Source organism: Streptomyces marokkonensis (genome assembly GCF_039539045.1).
GTDB lineage: Bacteria > Actinomycetota > Actinomycetes > Streptomycetales > Streptomycetaceae > Streptomyces > Streptomyces marokkonensis.
In genome coordinates this window covers 1-14,319 of record NZ_BAABCQ010000191.1, presented here as the reverse complement: position 1 = coordinate 14,319, position 14,319 = coordinate 1, and the positions used below count along the sequence as shown (strand labels likewise).

Annotated in this window: 13 protein-coding genes and 2 pseudogenes; 5 read left to right on the top strand and 10 right to left on the bottom strand. The window is 70.0% G+C overall.

What is annotated here, in order from left to right:
• The 3 genes and pseudogenes from ABEA26_RS31330 to ABEA26_RS31320 all read right to left on the bottom strand — a co-directional run.
• Window positions 1-358: pseudogene (locus ABEA26_RS31330) on the bottom strand (hypothetical protein); the annotation flags it as partial.
• Between the two features lie 18 nt (window positions 359-376).
• Entirely contained in the window at window positions 377-634 is a 258-nt protein-coding gene (locus ABEA26_RS31325) for a hypothetical protein (RefSeq protein ID WP_345596875.1), read from the bottom strand.
• Window positions 635-714: 80 nt separating this feature from the next.
• Window positions 715-1,136, bottom strand: a pseudogene (locus tag ABEA26_RS31320) (ATP-binding protein).
• 225 nt (window positions 1,137-1,361) lie between these two features.
• Between ABEA26_RS31320 and ABEA26_RS31315 the strand changes: the two are divergent.
• Window positions 1,362-2,213, top strand: a complete 852-nt coding sequence (locus ABEA26_RS31315; protein WP_345596869.1) for a DUF5753 domain-containing protein — start codon at window positions 1,362-1,364, stop codon at window positions 2,211-2,213.
• The gene (locus ABEA26_RS31310) at window positions 2,210-2,443 is read left to right on the top strand and encodes a DUF397 domain-containing protein (protein ID WP_345596867.1); all 234 of its coding nucleotides are present in this window, start codon (window positions 2,210-2,212) and stop codon (window positions 2,441-2,443) included. The genes ABEA26_RS31315 and ABEA26_RS31310 overlap by 4 nt, the downstream gene beginning before the upstream one ends.
• On the opposite strand, the gene glmS is transcribed toward ABEA26_RS31310, so the two are convergent.
• Both glmS and ABEA26_RS31300 read right to left on the bottom strand, forming a co-directional pair.
• A complete protein-coding gene (glmS, locus tag ABEA26_RS31305; protein ID WP_345596865.1) occupies window positions 2,404-4,251 on the bottom strand; it encodes a glutamine--fructose-6-phosphate transaminase (isomerizing) in 1,848 nt (615 codons plus the stop codon). The genes ABEA26_RS31310 and glmS overlap by 40 nt on opposite strands.
• Window positions 4,252-4,361: 110 nt before the next feature.
• Window positions 4,362-5,174, bottom strand: coding sequence for a hypothetical protein (locus tag ABEA26_RS31300; protein WP_345596864.1), 813 nt, complete (start codon window positions 5,172-5,174; stop codon window positions 4,362-4,364).
• 322 nt (window positions 5,175-5,496) lie between these two features.
• On the opposite strand from ABEA26_RS31300, the gene coaA reads away from it, so the two are divergent.
• Together coaA and ABEA26_RS31290 are read left to right on the top strand one after the other, a co-directional pair.
• On the top strand, window positions 5,497-6,486 hold the full coding sequence (gene coaA / locus ABEA26_RS31295) for a type I pantothenate kinase (protein WP_345596862.1): 990 nt from the start codon (window positions 5,497-5,499) through the stop codon (window positions 6,484-6,486).
• Window positions 6,487-6,663: 177 nt separating this feature from the next.
• Window positions 6,664-7,617 (top strand): DUF389 domain-containing protein, encoded by a 954-nt coding sequence (locus ABEA26_RS31290; RefSeq protein ID WP_345596861.1) that lies wholly within the window; start codon window positions 6,664-6,666, stop codon window positions 7,615-7,617.
• Between the two features lie 64 nt (window positions 7,618-7,681).
• Here the strand turns inward: ABEA26_RS31290 and glmM are convergent, their stop codons facing one another.
• From glmM to ABEA26_RS31270, 4 genes are all read right to left on the bottom strand, one after another.
• Complete coding sequence (gene glmM, locus ABEA26_RS31285) at window positions 7,682-9,040, bottom strand: phosphoglucosamine mutase (protein WP_345596859.1); 1,359 nt, start codon at window positions 9,038-9,040, stop codon at window positions 7,682-7,684.
• A gap of 233 nt (window positions 9,041-9,273) precedes the next feature.
• Window positions 9,274-9,786 carry a 30S ribosomal protein S9 gene (rpsI, locus tag ABEA26_RS31280; protein WP_345596857.1) on the bottom strand — a complete coding sequence of 171 codons (513 nt, stop codon included), beginning with the start codon at window positions 9,784-9,786 and terminating at the stop codon, window positions 9,274-9,276.
• A 42-nt stretch (window positions 9,787-9,828) separates the two neighbouring features.
• Window positions 9,829-10,272: a 50S ribosomal protein L13 gene (rplM, locus tag ABEA26_RS31275; protein ID WP_003974239.1), complete on the bottom strand. Its 444-nt coding sequence runs from the start codon at window positions 10,270-10,272 to the stop codon at window positions 9,829-9,831.
• Between the two features lie 253 nt (window positions 10,273-10,525).
• Window positions 10,526-11,764, bottom strand: coding sequence for a glycosyltransferase family 87 protein (locus ABEA26_RS31270; protein WP_345596856.1), 1,239 nt, complete (start codon window positions 11,762-11,764; stop codon window positions 10,526-10,528).
• A gap of 74 nt (window positions 11,765-11,838) precedes the next feature.
• Here ABEA26_RS31270 and ABEA26_RS31265 point away from each other — a divergent pair, with 74 nt between their 5' ends.
• Window positions 11,839-12,759 carry a hypothetical protein gene (locus ABEA26_RS31265; RefSeq protein ID WP_345596854.1) on the top strand — a complete coding sequence of 307 codons (921 nt, stop codon included), beginning with the start codon at window positions 11,839-11,841 and terminating at the stop codon, window positions 12,757-12,759.
• Window positions 12,760-12,865: 106 nt separating this feature from the next.
• On the opposite strand, the gene ABEA26_RS31260 is transcribed toward ABEA26_RS31265, so the two are convergent.
• A complete protein-coding gene (locus ABEA26_RS31260) occupies window positions 12,866-14,239 on the bottom strand; it encodes a cellulose binding domain-containing protein (protein WP_345596852.1) in 1,374 nt (457 codons plus the stop codon).
• Between the last annotated feature and the right edge of the window lie 80 nt (window positions 14,240-14,319).

Genomic DNA, 14,319 nt, shown 5'->3' with positions numbered 1-14,319 from the left:
CCCTCCATGTCTCTCGGGCCGGAGTGTCCTCCAGGCCCACTTCCAGCAGTTCCGACCAGTACTTGGCTGTGGGTTTGTCGAACGACCGCATTCCACGGGCCAGCAAATGCAGTATGGCGTCGATGTCCCCGCTTTCGCTGTGCACGATGGCGGAGAACGTCGCAAGCGCCGGCTCTCGCGCCACGACCGCTTCGTCACTGATTTCCGGAACGCTGTCCGGGCCCAGCACGAACGGGCGCGTGACCTGGGACTCCCAGGGCCCGACCCGGCATTCGAAGGGCCCGGCGGCCCAGGCCGCCGTGGACCGGTTGCGGCAGACCGCGACGAGCAGTACCGGAAGGCCGAACTTCGCCCGCAAGTACGCTACGTAGTACGGTCAGTTGACTGCCTTGTCAGCGGCTTTACGGGTCTGGGCCTCGACGGCGAGCACGAAGCTCTCCCCGTCGGACGGCTCGACCTTCAGCACCGTGTCCACACGGCGCTCAAGCGGTTTCAGCTCCGTGGCGTCGGGAGTCATGAGCTCGATCTCCGCCTTGGCGGGCGGCGGCATGCCCAACGCCTCGAAGATCGGCGCGAGAACCTCCGGATGATCCTGGAAGATCCGGTGCGAGGTCTCGTGGGTGGATGTGACCATGCGCGCAACCTATTTCGGGAGTAGGGCGGGATTTTCATGTGATCGGGATGCGTTCACTCTTTCGAGCGGCGAGGAAACGTTCACGCCGTCCGCGCCGCAGCACCCAGTTCGCACAGACGTACTTGCCGCGATTCCCCTCCCGGGCCAGCGGCTGCCAGCCCCACACGTCGGCGCAGGACCGCACCAGGGCCAGGCCCCGCCCCTCCTCGGCGTCCAGGGCGCGCTCGAAGGGGAGCGGCGGCTCCGGCGGGGTCGGGTCCACGTCCCAGGCGCCGATCCGCAGCACGCCGTTCCCCGACCAGCGCACCCGCAGGGCGGCCGGCCCCTTGGTGTGCCGTACGGCGTTGGACACCAGCTCCGTCGCGAGCAGCTCCGCGACGTCGACCATGCCGATCAGGCCGTGCATCGTGAGAACGAGGCGGAGGGTGCGGCGGCAGACGGTGCCGGCGCGGGGGTCGTTCGAGATGTAGAGGGAGTACTCCCACGAGTTGTTCTCGGGCATGCGGCAACTCCTCTTCGGCTGTGAGTGTTTGTGAGTGGTGACCGGTGTCATTGCCGCGCCCGTCACGACAGGACGAAGCGGTGCGCTTCCGGCAACCCGGCATTCCGTAGAGTGTGCGGCGCGTCACGGACAGTAGGCCTAAGATGTGATGCGGGACAAGCGGGTCGCGTAATCTTCCCCCCGAACGAGTCGCGTCACCAGGCGCGTTGGATCAAGGAGCAATCGATGCCTCTGCGGCGCGAACCCACGGCACGTCAGATGCGCCTGGCGGTCGAGCTACGCAGACTCCGGGAAGCAGCGGGGCTCGCTGCCGGCGAAGCAGCAACCCTCCTCGGGGTGGGGCACACCCAGATCAGCCACATCGAAGCGGGGCTCACGGGCGTGAGTGAAGCGCGGCTACGTCGCCTCGCAGCCAACTACGCCTGCCGGGACCAGGAGCTGATCGACGCACTGACGGTCATGGCGACCGACCGGTCCCGGGGGTGGTGGGAGGAGTATCGCGGGGTGCTGCCCACGCCGTTTCTGGACATCGCCGAGCTGGAACACCACGCCACCTTCCGGCAGGACGTGGAGTTCCTGTTCATTCCCGGGCTGCTCCAGACGGACGACTACGCCCGCGCCGCATTCGCCTCCAGAGTTCCTGAACTCCCACAGGTGGACCTTGAGTCGCGCGTCCAGCACCGCATGCGACGCAAGTCGGCTCTGGAGGGGGGCACCCCCACCTCGTACGAAGCGGTCATTCACGAGGCAGCCCTGCGCATCAGGGTGGGCGACCGCGCCCTCTCCCGCGCTCAGCTCACCCGCGTCCTGGAGTTCTCGGAAGCGGGCAACATCACCGTGCGAGTCATCCCGTTCGACCTGGACGGCTTCGGCGCGACCTGGTCCACCGTGATGCTGGCGGGTGGCGCGGTGCCCAGACTGGACACCGCCGTGCGAGACGCGCCTCACGGCTCGGTGTTCGTCGACTCAGAGGCTCAACTCGACGTCTTTCGAACGCTCTTCCGTAGAATGAAGTCCGCGTCACTCGATCCCGAGCGTTCGCGCGACTTCATCCACAGGCTGACCAAGGAGCTGTGAGGCGCCCCGTGACCACCCTCGGCAACTGGCGGAAGTCGTCCTACTCGGGCGGCGGCGACGGCAACAACTGCGTCGAGATGGCGTCCCGTCCCGCTCACGTCTTCATACGAGACTCGAAGGTCCCTGACGGAACAGTCCTCACCTTCCCGGCCGGGACCTTCGCCGCCTTCCTCGACGCCCTGAAGCCCGCTCACTCCACCGTCACCGACTTCGCCAGGTTCCGGGGCTGATCCACCTCGTTGCCCCGGGCCGTCGCCAGTTCGCAGGCGAAGACCTGGAGCGGGACCGTCGCCACCAGCGGCTGGAGGAGCGTCGGGGTCGCCGGGACGCGGACGAGGTGGTCGGCGTAGGGGGCGACCGCCTCGTCGCCCTCCTCGGCGATGACGATGGTGCGGGCGCCCCGGGCCCGGATCTCCTGGATGTTGGACACGATCTTGTCGTGGAGGACGGAGCGGCCACGTGGGGACGGGACGACCACGACGACCGGCAGGTCCTCCTCGATCAGCGCGATCGGCCCGTGCTTCAGCTCGCCCGCCGCGAAGCCCTCGGCGTGCATGTACGCCAGTTCCTTGAGTTTGAGGGCGCCTTCGAGGGCGACGGGGTGGCCGACGTGCCGGCCCAGGAACAGCACCGTGTTCTTGTGGGCGAGGGAGCGTGCCAGTTCCCGGACGGGCGTCATCGTCTCCAGGACCTGTTCGACGGCGCCGGAGATGCGGGAGAGGTCGCGGACGACGTCGCGGATCTCGTCGCCGTACTTCGTGCCCCGCACCTGTCCGAGGTACAGGGCGACCAGGTAGCAGGCCACCAGCTGGGTGAGGAAGGCCTTGGTGGAGGCGACGGCGACCTCCGGGCCGGCGTGCGTGTAGAGGACCGCGTCGGACTCGCGGGGGATCGTCGAGCCGTTGGTGTTGCAGATGGCCAGCACCCGCGCGCCCTGTTCGCGGGCGTGGCGCAGGGCCATCAGGGTGTCCATGGTCTCGCCGGACTGGGAGATCGCGACGACCAGGCTCCGCTGGTCGAGGATCGGGTCGCGGTAGCGGAACTCGCTGGCCAGCTCCACCTCGCAGGGGACACGCGTCCAGTGCTCGATGGCGTACTTGGCGATCAGCCCGGCGTGGAAGGCGGTACCGCACGCGACGACGACGACCTTGTCGACCTCCCGCAGCACCTCCGCCGGGATGCGCACCTCGTCCAGGCTCAGTGTGCCGGAGCCGTCGATGCGGCCCAGCAGGGTGTCGGCGATCGCTTTCGGCTGCTCGGCGATCTCCTTGAGCATGAAGGAGGCGTAGCCGCCCTTCTCGGCGGCCGATGCGTCCCAGTCGACGTGGTAGGAGCGGACGTCGGCCGGGCTGCCGTCGAAGCCGGTGACCGTCACGCCCCCCGGGCGCAGTTCCACGACCTGGTCCTGGCCCAGCTCGACGGCGTCCCGGGTGTGGGCGATGAAGGCCGCCACGTCCGAGGCGAGGAAGGACTCGCCCTCCCCCACACCCACCACGAGCGGCGAGTTGCGGCGTGCGCCCACGACCACGTCCGGCGCGTCCGCGTGCACCGCGACCAACGTGAAGGCGCCCTCCAGCCGCCGGCACACCTGCCGCATCGCCTCGGCGAGGTCGGTGCGGGCGGAGAACTCCTCGGCGAGCAGGTGGGCGACGACCTCGGTGTCGGTCTCGGAGTCCAGGTCGTGGCCGCGCTCCGCCAGCTCTGCCCGCAGCGGGGCGAAGTTCTCGATGATGCCGTTGTGGACGACGGCCACCCGGCCCGCGTTGTCGAGGTGCGGGTGGGCGTTGGCGTCGGTCGGTCCGCCGTGCGTGGCCCAGCGGGTGTGGCCGATGCCGGTGACGGCGGCGGGCAGTGGCCGTTCGGACAGCTCCTTGTCCAGGTTGACGAGCTTTCCGGCGCGTTTGGCGGTGGCGAGGCCGCCGTCCGCGAGCACGGCCACGCCCGCCGAGTCGTATCCCCGGTATTCGAGTCGCTTCAGCCCGGCCATCACTACATCGAGCGCCGACTGCGACCCCACATATCCCACGATTCCACACATGAACGGCAGCCTACGATCAGAAACAGTCATAAGCCGGGACACGAACCGGTCCCCGGTGCCCGAAATCGGAAATTCCCACCGGGGTACGAACATCGCGGGCGTGCCCGGCGTCAGCCGAGCTTGGCGACCTGTGCGTCCACGACGTCCATGGGGACCTCGAAGTCCGCGCCACTCACCATGGAGGAGAGGTTGGCGGCGGCGAAGGAGGCGATCGTGGCGCCCTTGCGGACCACGACGACCTTCATGGGCGCGTTGGCCTCCTTGCCGATGTCCATGCCGAGGGTGAGGGCGAGACCCTCGTCCCCGCCCTCGGGGGCGGCGGTCGTGGTGACTTCGGCGATCCGACCCTTGTCGCTGCCCAAGCTCGCGGTGAAGCCGCCGGCGCACTTCTCGGCGGCCGTCTTCAGCTCCGTCAGCGCCTTCTCGGCGCCGTCGCCCGCGTAGGAGGCGACGTTCAGCCTGATCATGTTCACTTGGGTCTCGGTCATGTCCTGGCCGTCCGGGCCCGTGCCCTTGGAGAGCGTGTCCGTCTGGCCCTGCCAGGAACGCTTCACCTCGGCACCCGGCTCACCCTGAGCCACCGCGGCCTGAGCGAAAGCAAGCGGCAGACAGGCCTTGTCGTCCGTCGAGACCTTGTCCTTGTCGACGTCCTCGTCCGCCGGGATCTCGGTGGTGACCTCCCCGTTCTTGACGTCCGCCTGGGCGAGGGCGACCTTCTCCAGATCGGCGGCGCTCAGCGCGTCGCCCGCCGGGGCGGCCTGCTCCGACTCCGTCTTTTCGTCACCCGCCGGAGCGGACTGGTCCGACTTGGCCTTGGCGTCATCGGCACCGTCGTCGGACGACCCGCCGCAGGCGGTGACGAGCAGGGTCAGGGCGGCGGCGGAAGCCGCGAGGGCGGTGCGGCGAACAGCGGTCGATCTCACGTCGGCACTCTTTCGTCGTTACGTCGGTGCGGTGTCGGTGCTAGTCAGTGCTGTGTCGGTGCCAAGCAGTGCTGCGTCAGAGCCGTGTCGGTGCTCTGTCAGCGCTGCGTCGGGTCGTGTCGAGGTATGTCGACACCGACGGGCCGATTCCGCTCGGCGTTGTGCACGGTACATACGCAATCACACAAGTGATCGATAATCGGCCACCCGGTACCGGAACGTAACCTCGACGGGGCGCCCGGGCGAACCCTCGGCCACGGCGGTACCGCCGGCGTGACACAGCCCACCTGCCGCCCCGTTCGAACTCCGTTAACAATGGACTGTGATCTCACCGGTCTCCTCGATACCCAGGAGCGCCCACCGGCAGCGGCCGGAGGCGACTCCCTACGTCGACCTCACCCGCCCCGAGTGGAGCGCGCTGCGCGACAAGACGCCACTGCCCCTCACCGCCGAGGAGGTGGAGAAGCTCCGCGGCCTCGGCGACGTCATCGACCTCGACGAGGTGCGGGACATCTACCTTCCGCTGTCCCGGCTCCTCAACCTCTACGTCGGCGCCGCGGACGGTCTGCGCGGCGCGCTGAACACTTTCCTCGGCGAACAGGGTTCGCAGTCCGGCACCCCCTTCGTCATCGGGGTCGCCGGCTCGGTCGCGGTCGGCAAGTCCACCGTCGCCCGCCTGCTCCAGGCGCTGCTGTCCCGCTGGCCCGAGCACCCGCGGGTGGAGCTGGTCACGACCGACGGCTTCCTGCTGCCCACCAAAGAGCTCCAGGCCCGCGGCATGATGTCCCGGAAGGGCTTCCCCGAGTCGTACGACCGCCGGGCGCTGACCCGGTTCGTCGCCGACATCAAGGCGGGCAAGGCCGAGGTGACCGCGCCGGTCTACTCCCACCTCATCTACGACATCGTCCCGGACCGGAAGCTCGTCGTCCGCCGCCCCGACATCCTCATCGTCGAGGGCCTCAACGTGCTCCAGCCCGCACTGCCCGGCAAGGACGGCCGCACCAGGGTCGGTCTCGCCGACTACTTCGACTTCAGCGTGTACGTCGACGCCCGCACCGAGGACATCGAGCGCTGGTACCTGAACCGCTTCCGCAAGCTGCGCGAGACCGCGTTCCAGAACCCCTCCTCGTACTTCCGCAAGTACACCCAGGTGTCGGAGGCGGAGGCCCTCGACTACGCCCGCACCACCTGGCGGACCATCAACAAGCCCAACCTGGTGGAGAACGTGGCCCCCACCCGGGGCCGGGCCACCCTGGTCCTGCGCAAGGGGCCCGACCACAAGGTGCAGCGGCTGAGCCTGCGCAAACTCTGACGCGGTGCCCCCTGCTCCGCGCCCGTGACCGAAACGCCGGTGCCGCCGCGCCCACTCACTTTGGCCAAGGTGTCCTGAAACAGCGGTGCTCGCGGGCTCGGTGACGAGCACAGACCGATGGTGGCGGGAAGCACGTGGCGCCCCTGCCCGTGCGCTCCGCGCGGCTACTCTGCCGCCATGCTCCGTCTGCGCCTGATCACCCCGGCCGACCGGACCGACGAGGTGGTCCACCTGATCGACCGGACGGTCGGCACCTCGCACCTGGTGGTCCTGCCGGGCGTGGCACGCGATCCCGAGGGCGGCGACGTCGTCACGTGCCACGTGGCCCGCGAGAGCGGCGACCAGCTCGTCAAGGGCCTGGAGCGGCTGGGTATCGGCCGCAGCGGTGCCATCACCGCCGACACCATCGACCTGTCGGTGTCCGAACACTCGGAGAAGGCGGAGCGGGAGTCTCCCGGCGAGCCCGCCGACGCGGTGCTGTGGGAGGAACTGGAGGAGGCGACGAGCGAGGAGTCGACCCTGTCGATCACCTACGTCGCCTTCATCACGATCGCCACGATGATCGCGGCCTGCGGTGTGATGCAGGACAACCCGATCCTGATCGTGGGCGCGATGGCGGTCGGGCCGGAGTTCGGTCCGCTGGCCGGCATCAGCACCGCGATCGTGCAACGGGCGCCGCGACTGGCCCTGCGCTCGGCGACCGCCCTGCTGGTGGGCTTCGCGGCGGCGATCGTGGTCACGGTGGTGTTCAGCCGGGTGATGAGCGCGTTCGGCGAGTTCAGCGAGGCCGGGCTGGAGGCCGACCGGCCCAACACCGGGTTCGTCTACGCCCCCGACGCCGTCTCGTTCGCCGTCGCCCTCCTCGCCGGGGCCGCGGGCACGCTCTCCCTGACCTCCGCCAAGTCCGGGACGCTGATCGGCGTCGCCATCTCCGTCACCACGGTCCCGGCCGCCGCGAACGCGGCCGTGGCCCTGAGCTTCGGCCAGGCCGGGCAGACGGTGGGCGCCGCCGAGCAGCTCCTGCTGAACCTGTCCGCCATCGTCCTGGCCGGCACCCTGACGCTGCTCGCCCAGAAGGCCCTGTGGGCCACCCAACGCGACCGGCTCACGAAGCCGGACAACGCCGGGTAGGGAAGCCACGCCAGAGCGCCCCGAGCGTCGAAGGGCCCGAGCCAGGGGCCCGAGCCCCGGGGAACTACCCCAGTGCCGACTTCACCGCGTCGGCCAGCCGCCCGGCCACCGACCGGGCCTGCTCGATGTCCGCGGCCTCGACCATCACGCGCACCAGCGGCTCGGTCCCCGACGGCCGCAGCAGCACCCGCCCGGTGCTGCCCAGCGCCCGCTCGGCCTCCGTGACGGCGGTCGCCAGCTCCGCGGACGTCGTCACCCGCGACTTGTCCACGTCGGGCACGTTGATCAGCACCTGCGGCAGCCGCTCCATGACGGACGCGAGGTCCCGGAGCGTACGGCCCGTCTGCGCGACGCGCGCCGCCAGCATCAGGCCGGTCAGCGTGCCGTCACCGGTGGTGGCGTGGTCGAGGATGATGACGTGGCCGGACTGCTCGCCGCCGAGGGCGTAGCCGTGCTCCTTCATCTCCTCCAGGACGTACCGGTCGCCGACGCCGGTCTGCGCGAACCGGATGCCTTCGCGCTCCATCGCCAGCTTGAAGCCCAGGTTGGACATGACCGTCGCGACGACGGTGTCGGAACGCAGCGCCTCGCGCTCCCGCATCGCCAGTGCGAGCACGGCGAGGATCTGGTCGCCGTCCACCTCCGCACCGGTGTGGTCCACGGCCAGGCAGCGGTCGGCGTCGCCGTCGTGGGCGATGCCGAGGTCGGCGCCGTGCTCGACGACGGCGGCCTTGAGCAGGTCGAGGTGGGTGGAGCCGCAGCCGTCGTTGATGTTGAGGCCGTCCGGCACCGCGCCGATGGTGACCAGCTCGGCGCCGGCCCGGGCGAACGCCTCCGGCGAGACCCGGGAGGCGGCACCGTGCGCCTCGTCGAGGACGATCTTCAGTCCGTCGAGGCGGTTCGGAAGGACACCGACGAGGTGGGCGACGTACTGGTCGAGCCCCTGGTCGTAGTCCCGCACCCGGCCCACGCCGGCACCGGTCGGACGGTCCCAGGGGGCGCCGGTGCGATGGTCGGCGTAGACGGACTCGATGCGGTCCTCCAGCTCGTCGGCGAGCTTGTGGCCGCCGCGGGCGAAGAACTTGATGCCGTTGTCGGGCATGGCGTTGTGGCTGGCGGAGAGCATCACGCCGAGGTCGGCGCCGAGCGCGCCGGTGAGGTGGGCGACCGCGGGCGTCGGCAGCACGCCGACCCGTAGCACGTCCACGCCGGCGCTGGCCAGGCCCGCGACCACGGCGGCTTCCAGGAACTCCCCGGAGGCGCGCGGATCCCGTCCGACCACCGCGGTCGCCCGGTGCCCGGCGAAGGTGCCCGCCTCGGCCAGTACGTGCGCCGCGGCGACGGAGAGGCCCAGCGCCAGCTCGGCCGTCAGATCCGCGTTGGCGACACCGCGCACGCCGTCCGTGCCGAAGAGTCGTCCCACTTGTCCTCCTGAGGAAACGTCAATTCCGGAAGCGGCTGTCGATGAGTGCGGCCCACGCAGTCGGCTCCCGTGGACCTGGGCACGCGCTGCCCGGCCATACGATCACACAAGCCTTTGAACGTCTGAGAACCTGAACGTCTTGTGTCGTTATACGCCCAACGACGGGGATAGACGAACGCCCCGGCAGCACAGTGGCGTGCCGCCGGGGCGTTCGGAGTACAGCCGGGTGCGACTTAGCGCTTGCTGTACTGCGGAGCCTTGCGGGCCTTCTTCAGACCGGCCTTCTTCCGCTCGACCGCACGGTCGTCGCGGCGCAGGAAGCCGGCCTTCTTGAGGGCGCCGCGGTTGTTGTCCACGTCGGCCTCGTTCAGGGCGCGGGCGACACCGAGACGGAGCGCACCGGCCTGGCCGGAGACGCCGCCACCGGCGATGCGGGCGATGACGTCGTAACGGTCGTCCAGCTCGAGCACCTTGAAGGGCTCGTTGACTTCCTGCTGGTGCACCTTGTTCGGGAAGTAGTCCTCGAGGGTGCGGCCGTTGATCTTCCACTTGCCGGTGCCCGGGACGATCCGGACACGGGCGATGGCGTTCTTGCGACGGCCCAGGCCGGCGGCCGGCTGGGGCTCGCCGAACGCGGAGGCCATGGACTCCGAGGTGTACTCGCCCTCGACGGGCACCTCGGACTCGGTGGTGTAGCTGTCGATGTCGATCTCTTCGAGCGGCTGCTCGGCAGTGGTCTCGGCCACGATGCTCCTCAGATTCTGTTCAGTCTTAGGGGGTGGCCGGAACTACTGCGCGACCTGGGTGATCTCGAACGGCTGCGGCTGCTGCGCGCCGTGCGGGTGCTGGTCACCCTTGTAGACCTTCAGCTTCGAGAGCATCTGACGGCCCAGGGAGTTCTTCGGGAGCATGCCCTTGATGGCCTTCTCGACGGCTTTCTCCGGGTTCTTGTCCAGCAGCTCGTCGTAGCGCACCGAGCGGAGACCGCCCGGGTAGCCGGAGTGGCGGTACGCCATCTTCTGGGTCCGCTTGTTGCCGGAGAGGTGCACCTTGTCGGCGTTGATGATGATGACGAAGTCACCGGTGTCGACGTGGGGCGCGTAGATCGGCTTGTGCTTGCCGCGCAGGATGGAGGCCGCAGTGGTGGCCAGACGACCCAGGACGACATCCTGGGCGTCGATGACGTGCCACTGGCGCGTCACATCGCCGGGCTTGGGGCTGTACGTACGCACGGTTCGTAGCCTTCGCTTCTTCAGTGAGTGGTCCTGACATGGCCACCGAAGACGATCACGACAGCCCTGACCGCACTGCGGTGACGCAACCGCGTGCAGATCGCTGGTCATCGGTCCCGGTGGACCGGTGTAAGGGCCCCTCACGTGAGAATGAGCAAGCCAATACACATACGACTGTGCAGAATACCCGGCCCCCCATAGCGGGGTCAAAACGGGGCCGTCACCGGCTCGGAACGGGGCCGTCATCGGCTCATCACGGGACCGCCGGAGCCCGCGCGGGATCCGGCGGACGCCCGGCGTCCGAGTGGTCACCGGAGTCCACGCGACCACCGGAGTCCGAGTGATCACCGGGGTCCGCCCCGCCGGCCGGGGCCCGCCGGGCGACCGTGGCCGCCAGGACGCACAGTGTGAACGCGTCCTTGAAGGCCCGTCGCCGCTCCGACTCCAGCCAGGGCCAGGTCAGCCCAGGCACCTGGGGCACCAGGGCCACCCAGAACCACGCACCGCGGGCCACCGAACCGGCGTACGGCAGCCCGGCGAGCAGCAGGGGGAGGGCGACCAGGAGGTAGTGGTCGTAGGAGGGCCGGGAGACGAGGAACGCCGAGAGCATCAGGCCCGCGCCGGTCTCCGCGAGCCGCAGCGGGCCGGGGTCGGCACGGCGCCAGCGCAGGTAGGCGCAGAGCGTCCCGGCGCCGGCCCCGGCCGTCGCGAGCCCCTGGGCGATCACCCCCGGCACCCCGAGCCGGGGCAGTACGGCCGCCGGGGACGCCTCGTAGAGCCGTACGAAACCGTCGTCGCCGTGGAACAGGAAGGGCAGGGTGCGGGTGAAGAAGCCGGCCGGGTCGGGCATCGCCAGGGCCGCCGTGCCGGAGGCCAGGGCGGGCACCAGGACGGTCGCCGCCACCGCCCGCCACCGGCCGGCGAACAGGAAGAGAAGGACGACGGGCGCGAGCAGCGGCTTCAGTGCGACGGCCACCCCGATGACGGCGCCCGCCGCCGTCCATCGGCCCCGGCTCGCCAGCAGCAGCGCCAGCGGGAGGGCCACCGCCGCCGTCACCGTCCAGTTGCCGAGGCGCACCAGGTGCCCGAACGGCGCGAAGCCCACCGCGAGCCCGGTCAGCCCGAGGACGGCCAGCCGGCTGCGCAGCGGCACCCGGTGCAGCCGCAGCGCACAGCCCCAGGCCAGCGCCAGCAGCACCGTCACCGCGCACGGCACCAGCACCCGCAGCACGGCGCCGGGCAGCAGCGCCTGCGGAGCCGCGGCCAGGACCGCGCTCGGGAGGTAGAGGAAGTGCGGATCGTCGTACGGGGAGCCGCCGGCCAGCCAGGTGCGGGCGGCCCGCACGACGATCGCGTTGTCCATACCGCCGTCCGAGGTCACCCGCCCGGCATGCACGGCACAGGCCGCCAGCACCGCCACGAGCGCCGCCCACGCGGCCCCGCCCGCAGGCCGCACCAACCACCCGGAGATGTCGCTTTTGCCCGTCCGCATGACCGGAACGCTAGGCGCTGCGGAGGCACCGGACGCGCACCAGCACGCCATCCGGCCCGTCTAAGATGCGGCCCATGAGCTTTGGGCAGGGGGGACCTCAGTCGCAGTGGGATCCCTGGAAACCGCAATCGCAGCAGCCGTCGCAGCAGCCGCAGCACCAGCAGCAGCAGCAGCCCTGGAACGGTGGCGACGCGGGTGCCTCTCCCGACTGGGCGGCTCTCGCCGAGGCCTCGGAGGCCCGGGCCAAGCGGCGCCGTCTGTTCCTCATCGGCGGCGGCGCCCTGGCCACCGTGGCGATAGCCGGCGCCGTCGCCGTGGCCGTGGTCTCGGCGAACGGCTCCGACCAGGCGTCCGACGGCCCCTCCTCTCAGCTGCCCGCGACGGCGGACATACCCAGCGCGTCGGCCACGACCCCGTCGTTCGCCCCGACCAGCGCCCCGCCTCCGCTGGACCCGAAGGACTTCGTTTCCAGCGCCAAGAAGGACAAGGCCGCGCTCAGTCCCGACCTGCTCTTCCCCGGCACCCAGCTGACCATGGGCGACACGGTCTACAAGAAGGGTCCGACGGCCGACACCCGCACCTGCGGCTCCGCCGCCCAGGGCACACTGCCCAAGGTCCTGGACGCCCATGACTGCACCCGGCTGCTCCGCGTCACGTACACCGAGGGCGACACCGCGGTGACGGTCGGCGTGGCCGTCTTCGACACCGAGGCGCAGGCCGCCAAGGCCAAGCAGCAGGTCGACAAGAAGAGCATCGTGCGCTCCCTGTCCGGCGGCGGCGTCAAGTCCTTCTGCACCGGCGCCGTCTGCCGCTCCACCACCAACTCCTACGGCCGCTACGCCTATTTCACCGTCGCCGGTCTCACGAACGGCAAGGACGTGACGGAGAAGTCCACGGAGGTGTTCCGGGCCGGCGACGACCTGGCCGAGTTCACCTTCCGGCAGATCCGCCGGCGCGGCGAGGCCCAGGCGTCGGCGGCGGCCCAGGCGGGCTGACCGCCGCCGCCGGTACCCCCGCTCGGTGACTCCTGCTCGGTCACTCCCGCTCGGTCACTCCCGCTCAGCCGTTCCCGCTCAGCCGTTCCCGCTCAGCCGTTCCCGCTCAGCCGTTCCCCGCGAGCGTGTTCACGTGCCTCGTGCCCGCGGCGGCGAAGCCGGCCGCGGCCTTCGCCGCGTCGTCGGGGGCGACCACCTGACCGGACCGGAAGTACACCCAGTCGACCTTCATCGCCCAGGAGCGCTCCCCCTTGAAGGGGAGGTCGACGAACCAGTTACTGAAGTTGATGCTCATCGGTTCGCGCGGGACGTACGCCTTCCCACTGGTGAACAGCACCTTGCCGTCCACCGAGTAGGTGACCTTGCCATCGGCCGCCGTCATGGCCAGCGTGTGCCAACCACCGAGCTTCAGCTGATGGGGCTCGGTGACCCGGTCGCCCAGATCGCTGCTGCGCCAGCTTGTGGTGTCGAGAATCGGGCCGTAGCGACCCCAGCCGCCGTTCGGCATGTACTCGTAGTCGAGCTCGCTGTACTTCTTCGACCTGTGGTCCGGCGAGATGGCGAAGACGGACTGGGAAATGTGATCACCGTCCTGGCCGTTCGCCGGTTCGTCGCTGAAGTGCACGCGGGCGACGAAGGTACCCTCGCGGAACACCGGACGTGCGGTGTGGAACTCGGACTGCACCGTTCCCTTCGAGGTGCCATCGGTACGGGCCTCCAGTCGAACGGCCTGACCGCCTTCACCCTTCTCGCCGGCGGGAAACGTGACCCCCTTCGCGGACCACGAGTCCTCGACGCCCGGGCCGCCCTTGCCGCTGCGCACCTCCCAGCCGTTGGCGGCCAGCGACGGGTCCTCGGGGCCTGTGTAGGCGAAGTCGTCGAAGAGGAGTTCAGCGGGCGGCCGCGTCGCTTCGGCAGGGGCCCCCGCGTTCGCGCGCCGCCCGGACCCCGTGGTCTCACCGCCGGGGCCCTCGCCCCACACCTGGGCGCCGTCCAGGTAGGCCGTGACCCGCTCGGACTCCTGGTACGCCGTCTTCTCCGCGTCGAACGAGTAGTCGTCCGACTGGTCCAGCTTCTTGTGGTCGACGCGGTACAGCTGGAGCCCGATCGCCTGGGTCGTCCCGCCGGGCTTCAGGGTGCCGGCCCCTCCCGTGAAGCCGATGTCCAGATGGCGGTCGGCCTTCGGACCGGGTTTCTGCGCGGCGGCCGTGTGCAGGGTGACCTTGGAGCAGTCGAGAGACGTCTGCACGCAGTTCGCCGCGAACTGAGCACCGTCGTCGGCGGTGTAGTGGTATCGGACGGTGACGTCGGCGAGGTCCACCGTCTTGCCGGACGTGTTGATGACTTCCAGCCAGGGTTTGGCGGCGTCCGTCACCGCCGCGCCTTCGGTGCGGTAGCGGACGGTCAGGGCCGCGGGTTCCTCCTCCGACGGCCACCATCGGTAGGCGGCCGCACCGGCGGCAGCCAGGAGGACCACCACAGACGTAATGATAAGGAAGCTTCGCCCTTTACCAGATGATTTACTGCGATGGGACATGAAATACCCCAGATTCCATGGCT

Bases quoted from the DNA above. Each gene is read 5' to 3' on its own strand.
- ABEA26_RS31315 (WP_345596869.1), top strand. From the start codon at position 1,362: ATGCCTCTGCGGCGCGAACCCACGGCACGTCAGATGCGCCTGGCGGTC.
- ABEA26_RS31270 (WP_345596856.1), bottom strand. From the start codon at position 11,764: ATGCGGACGGGCAAAAGCGACATCTCCGGGTGGTTGGTGCGGCCTGCG.
- ABEA26_RS31325 (WP_345596875.1), bottom strand. From the start codon at position 634: ATGGTCACATCCACCCACGAGACCTCGCACCGGATCTTCCAGGATCAT.
- ABEA26_RS31290 (WP_345596861.1), top strand. From the start codon at position 6,664: ATGCTCCGTCTGCGCCTGATCACCCCGGCCGACCGGACCGACGAGGTG.
- glmS (WP_345596865.1), bottom strand. From the start codon at position 4,251: ATGTGTGGAATCGTGGGATATGTGGGGTCGCAGTCGGCGCTCGATGTA.
- ABEA26_RS31265 (WP_345596854.1), top strand. From the start codon at position 11,839: ATGAGCTTTGGGCAGGGGGGACCTCAGTCGCAGTGGGATCCCTGGAAA.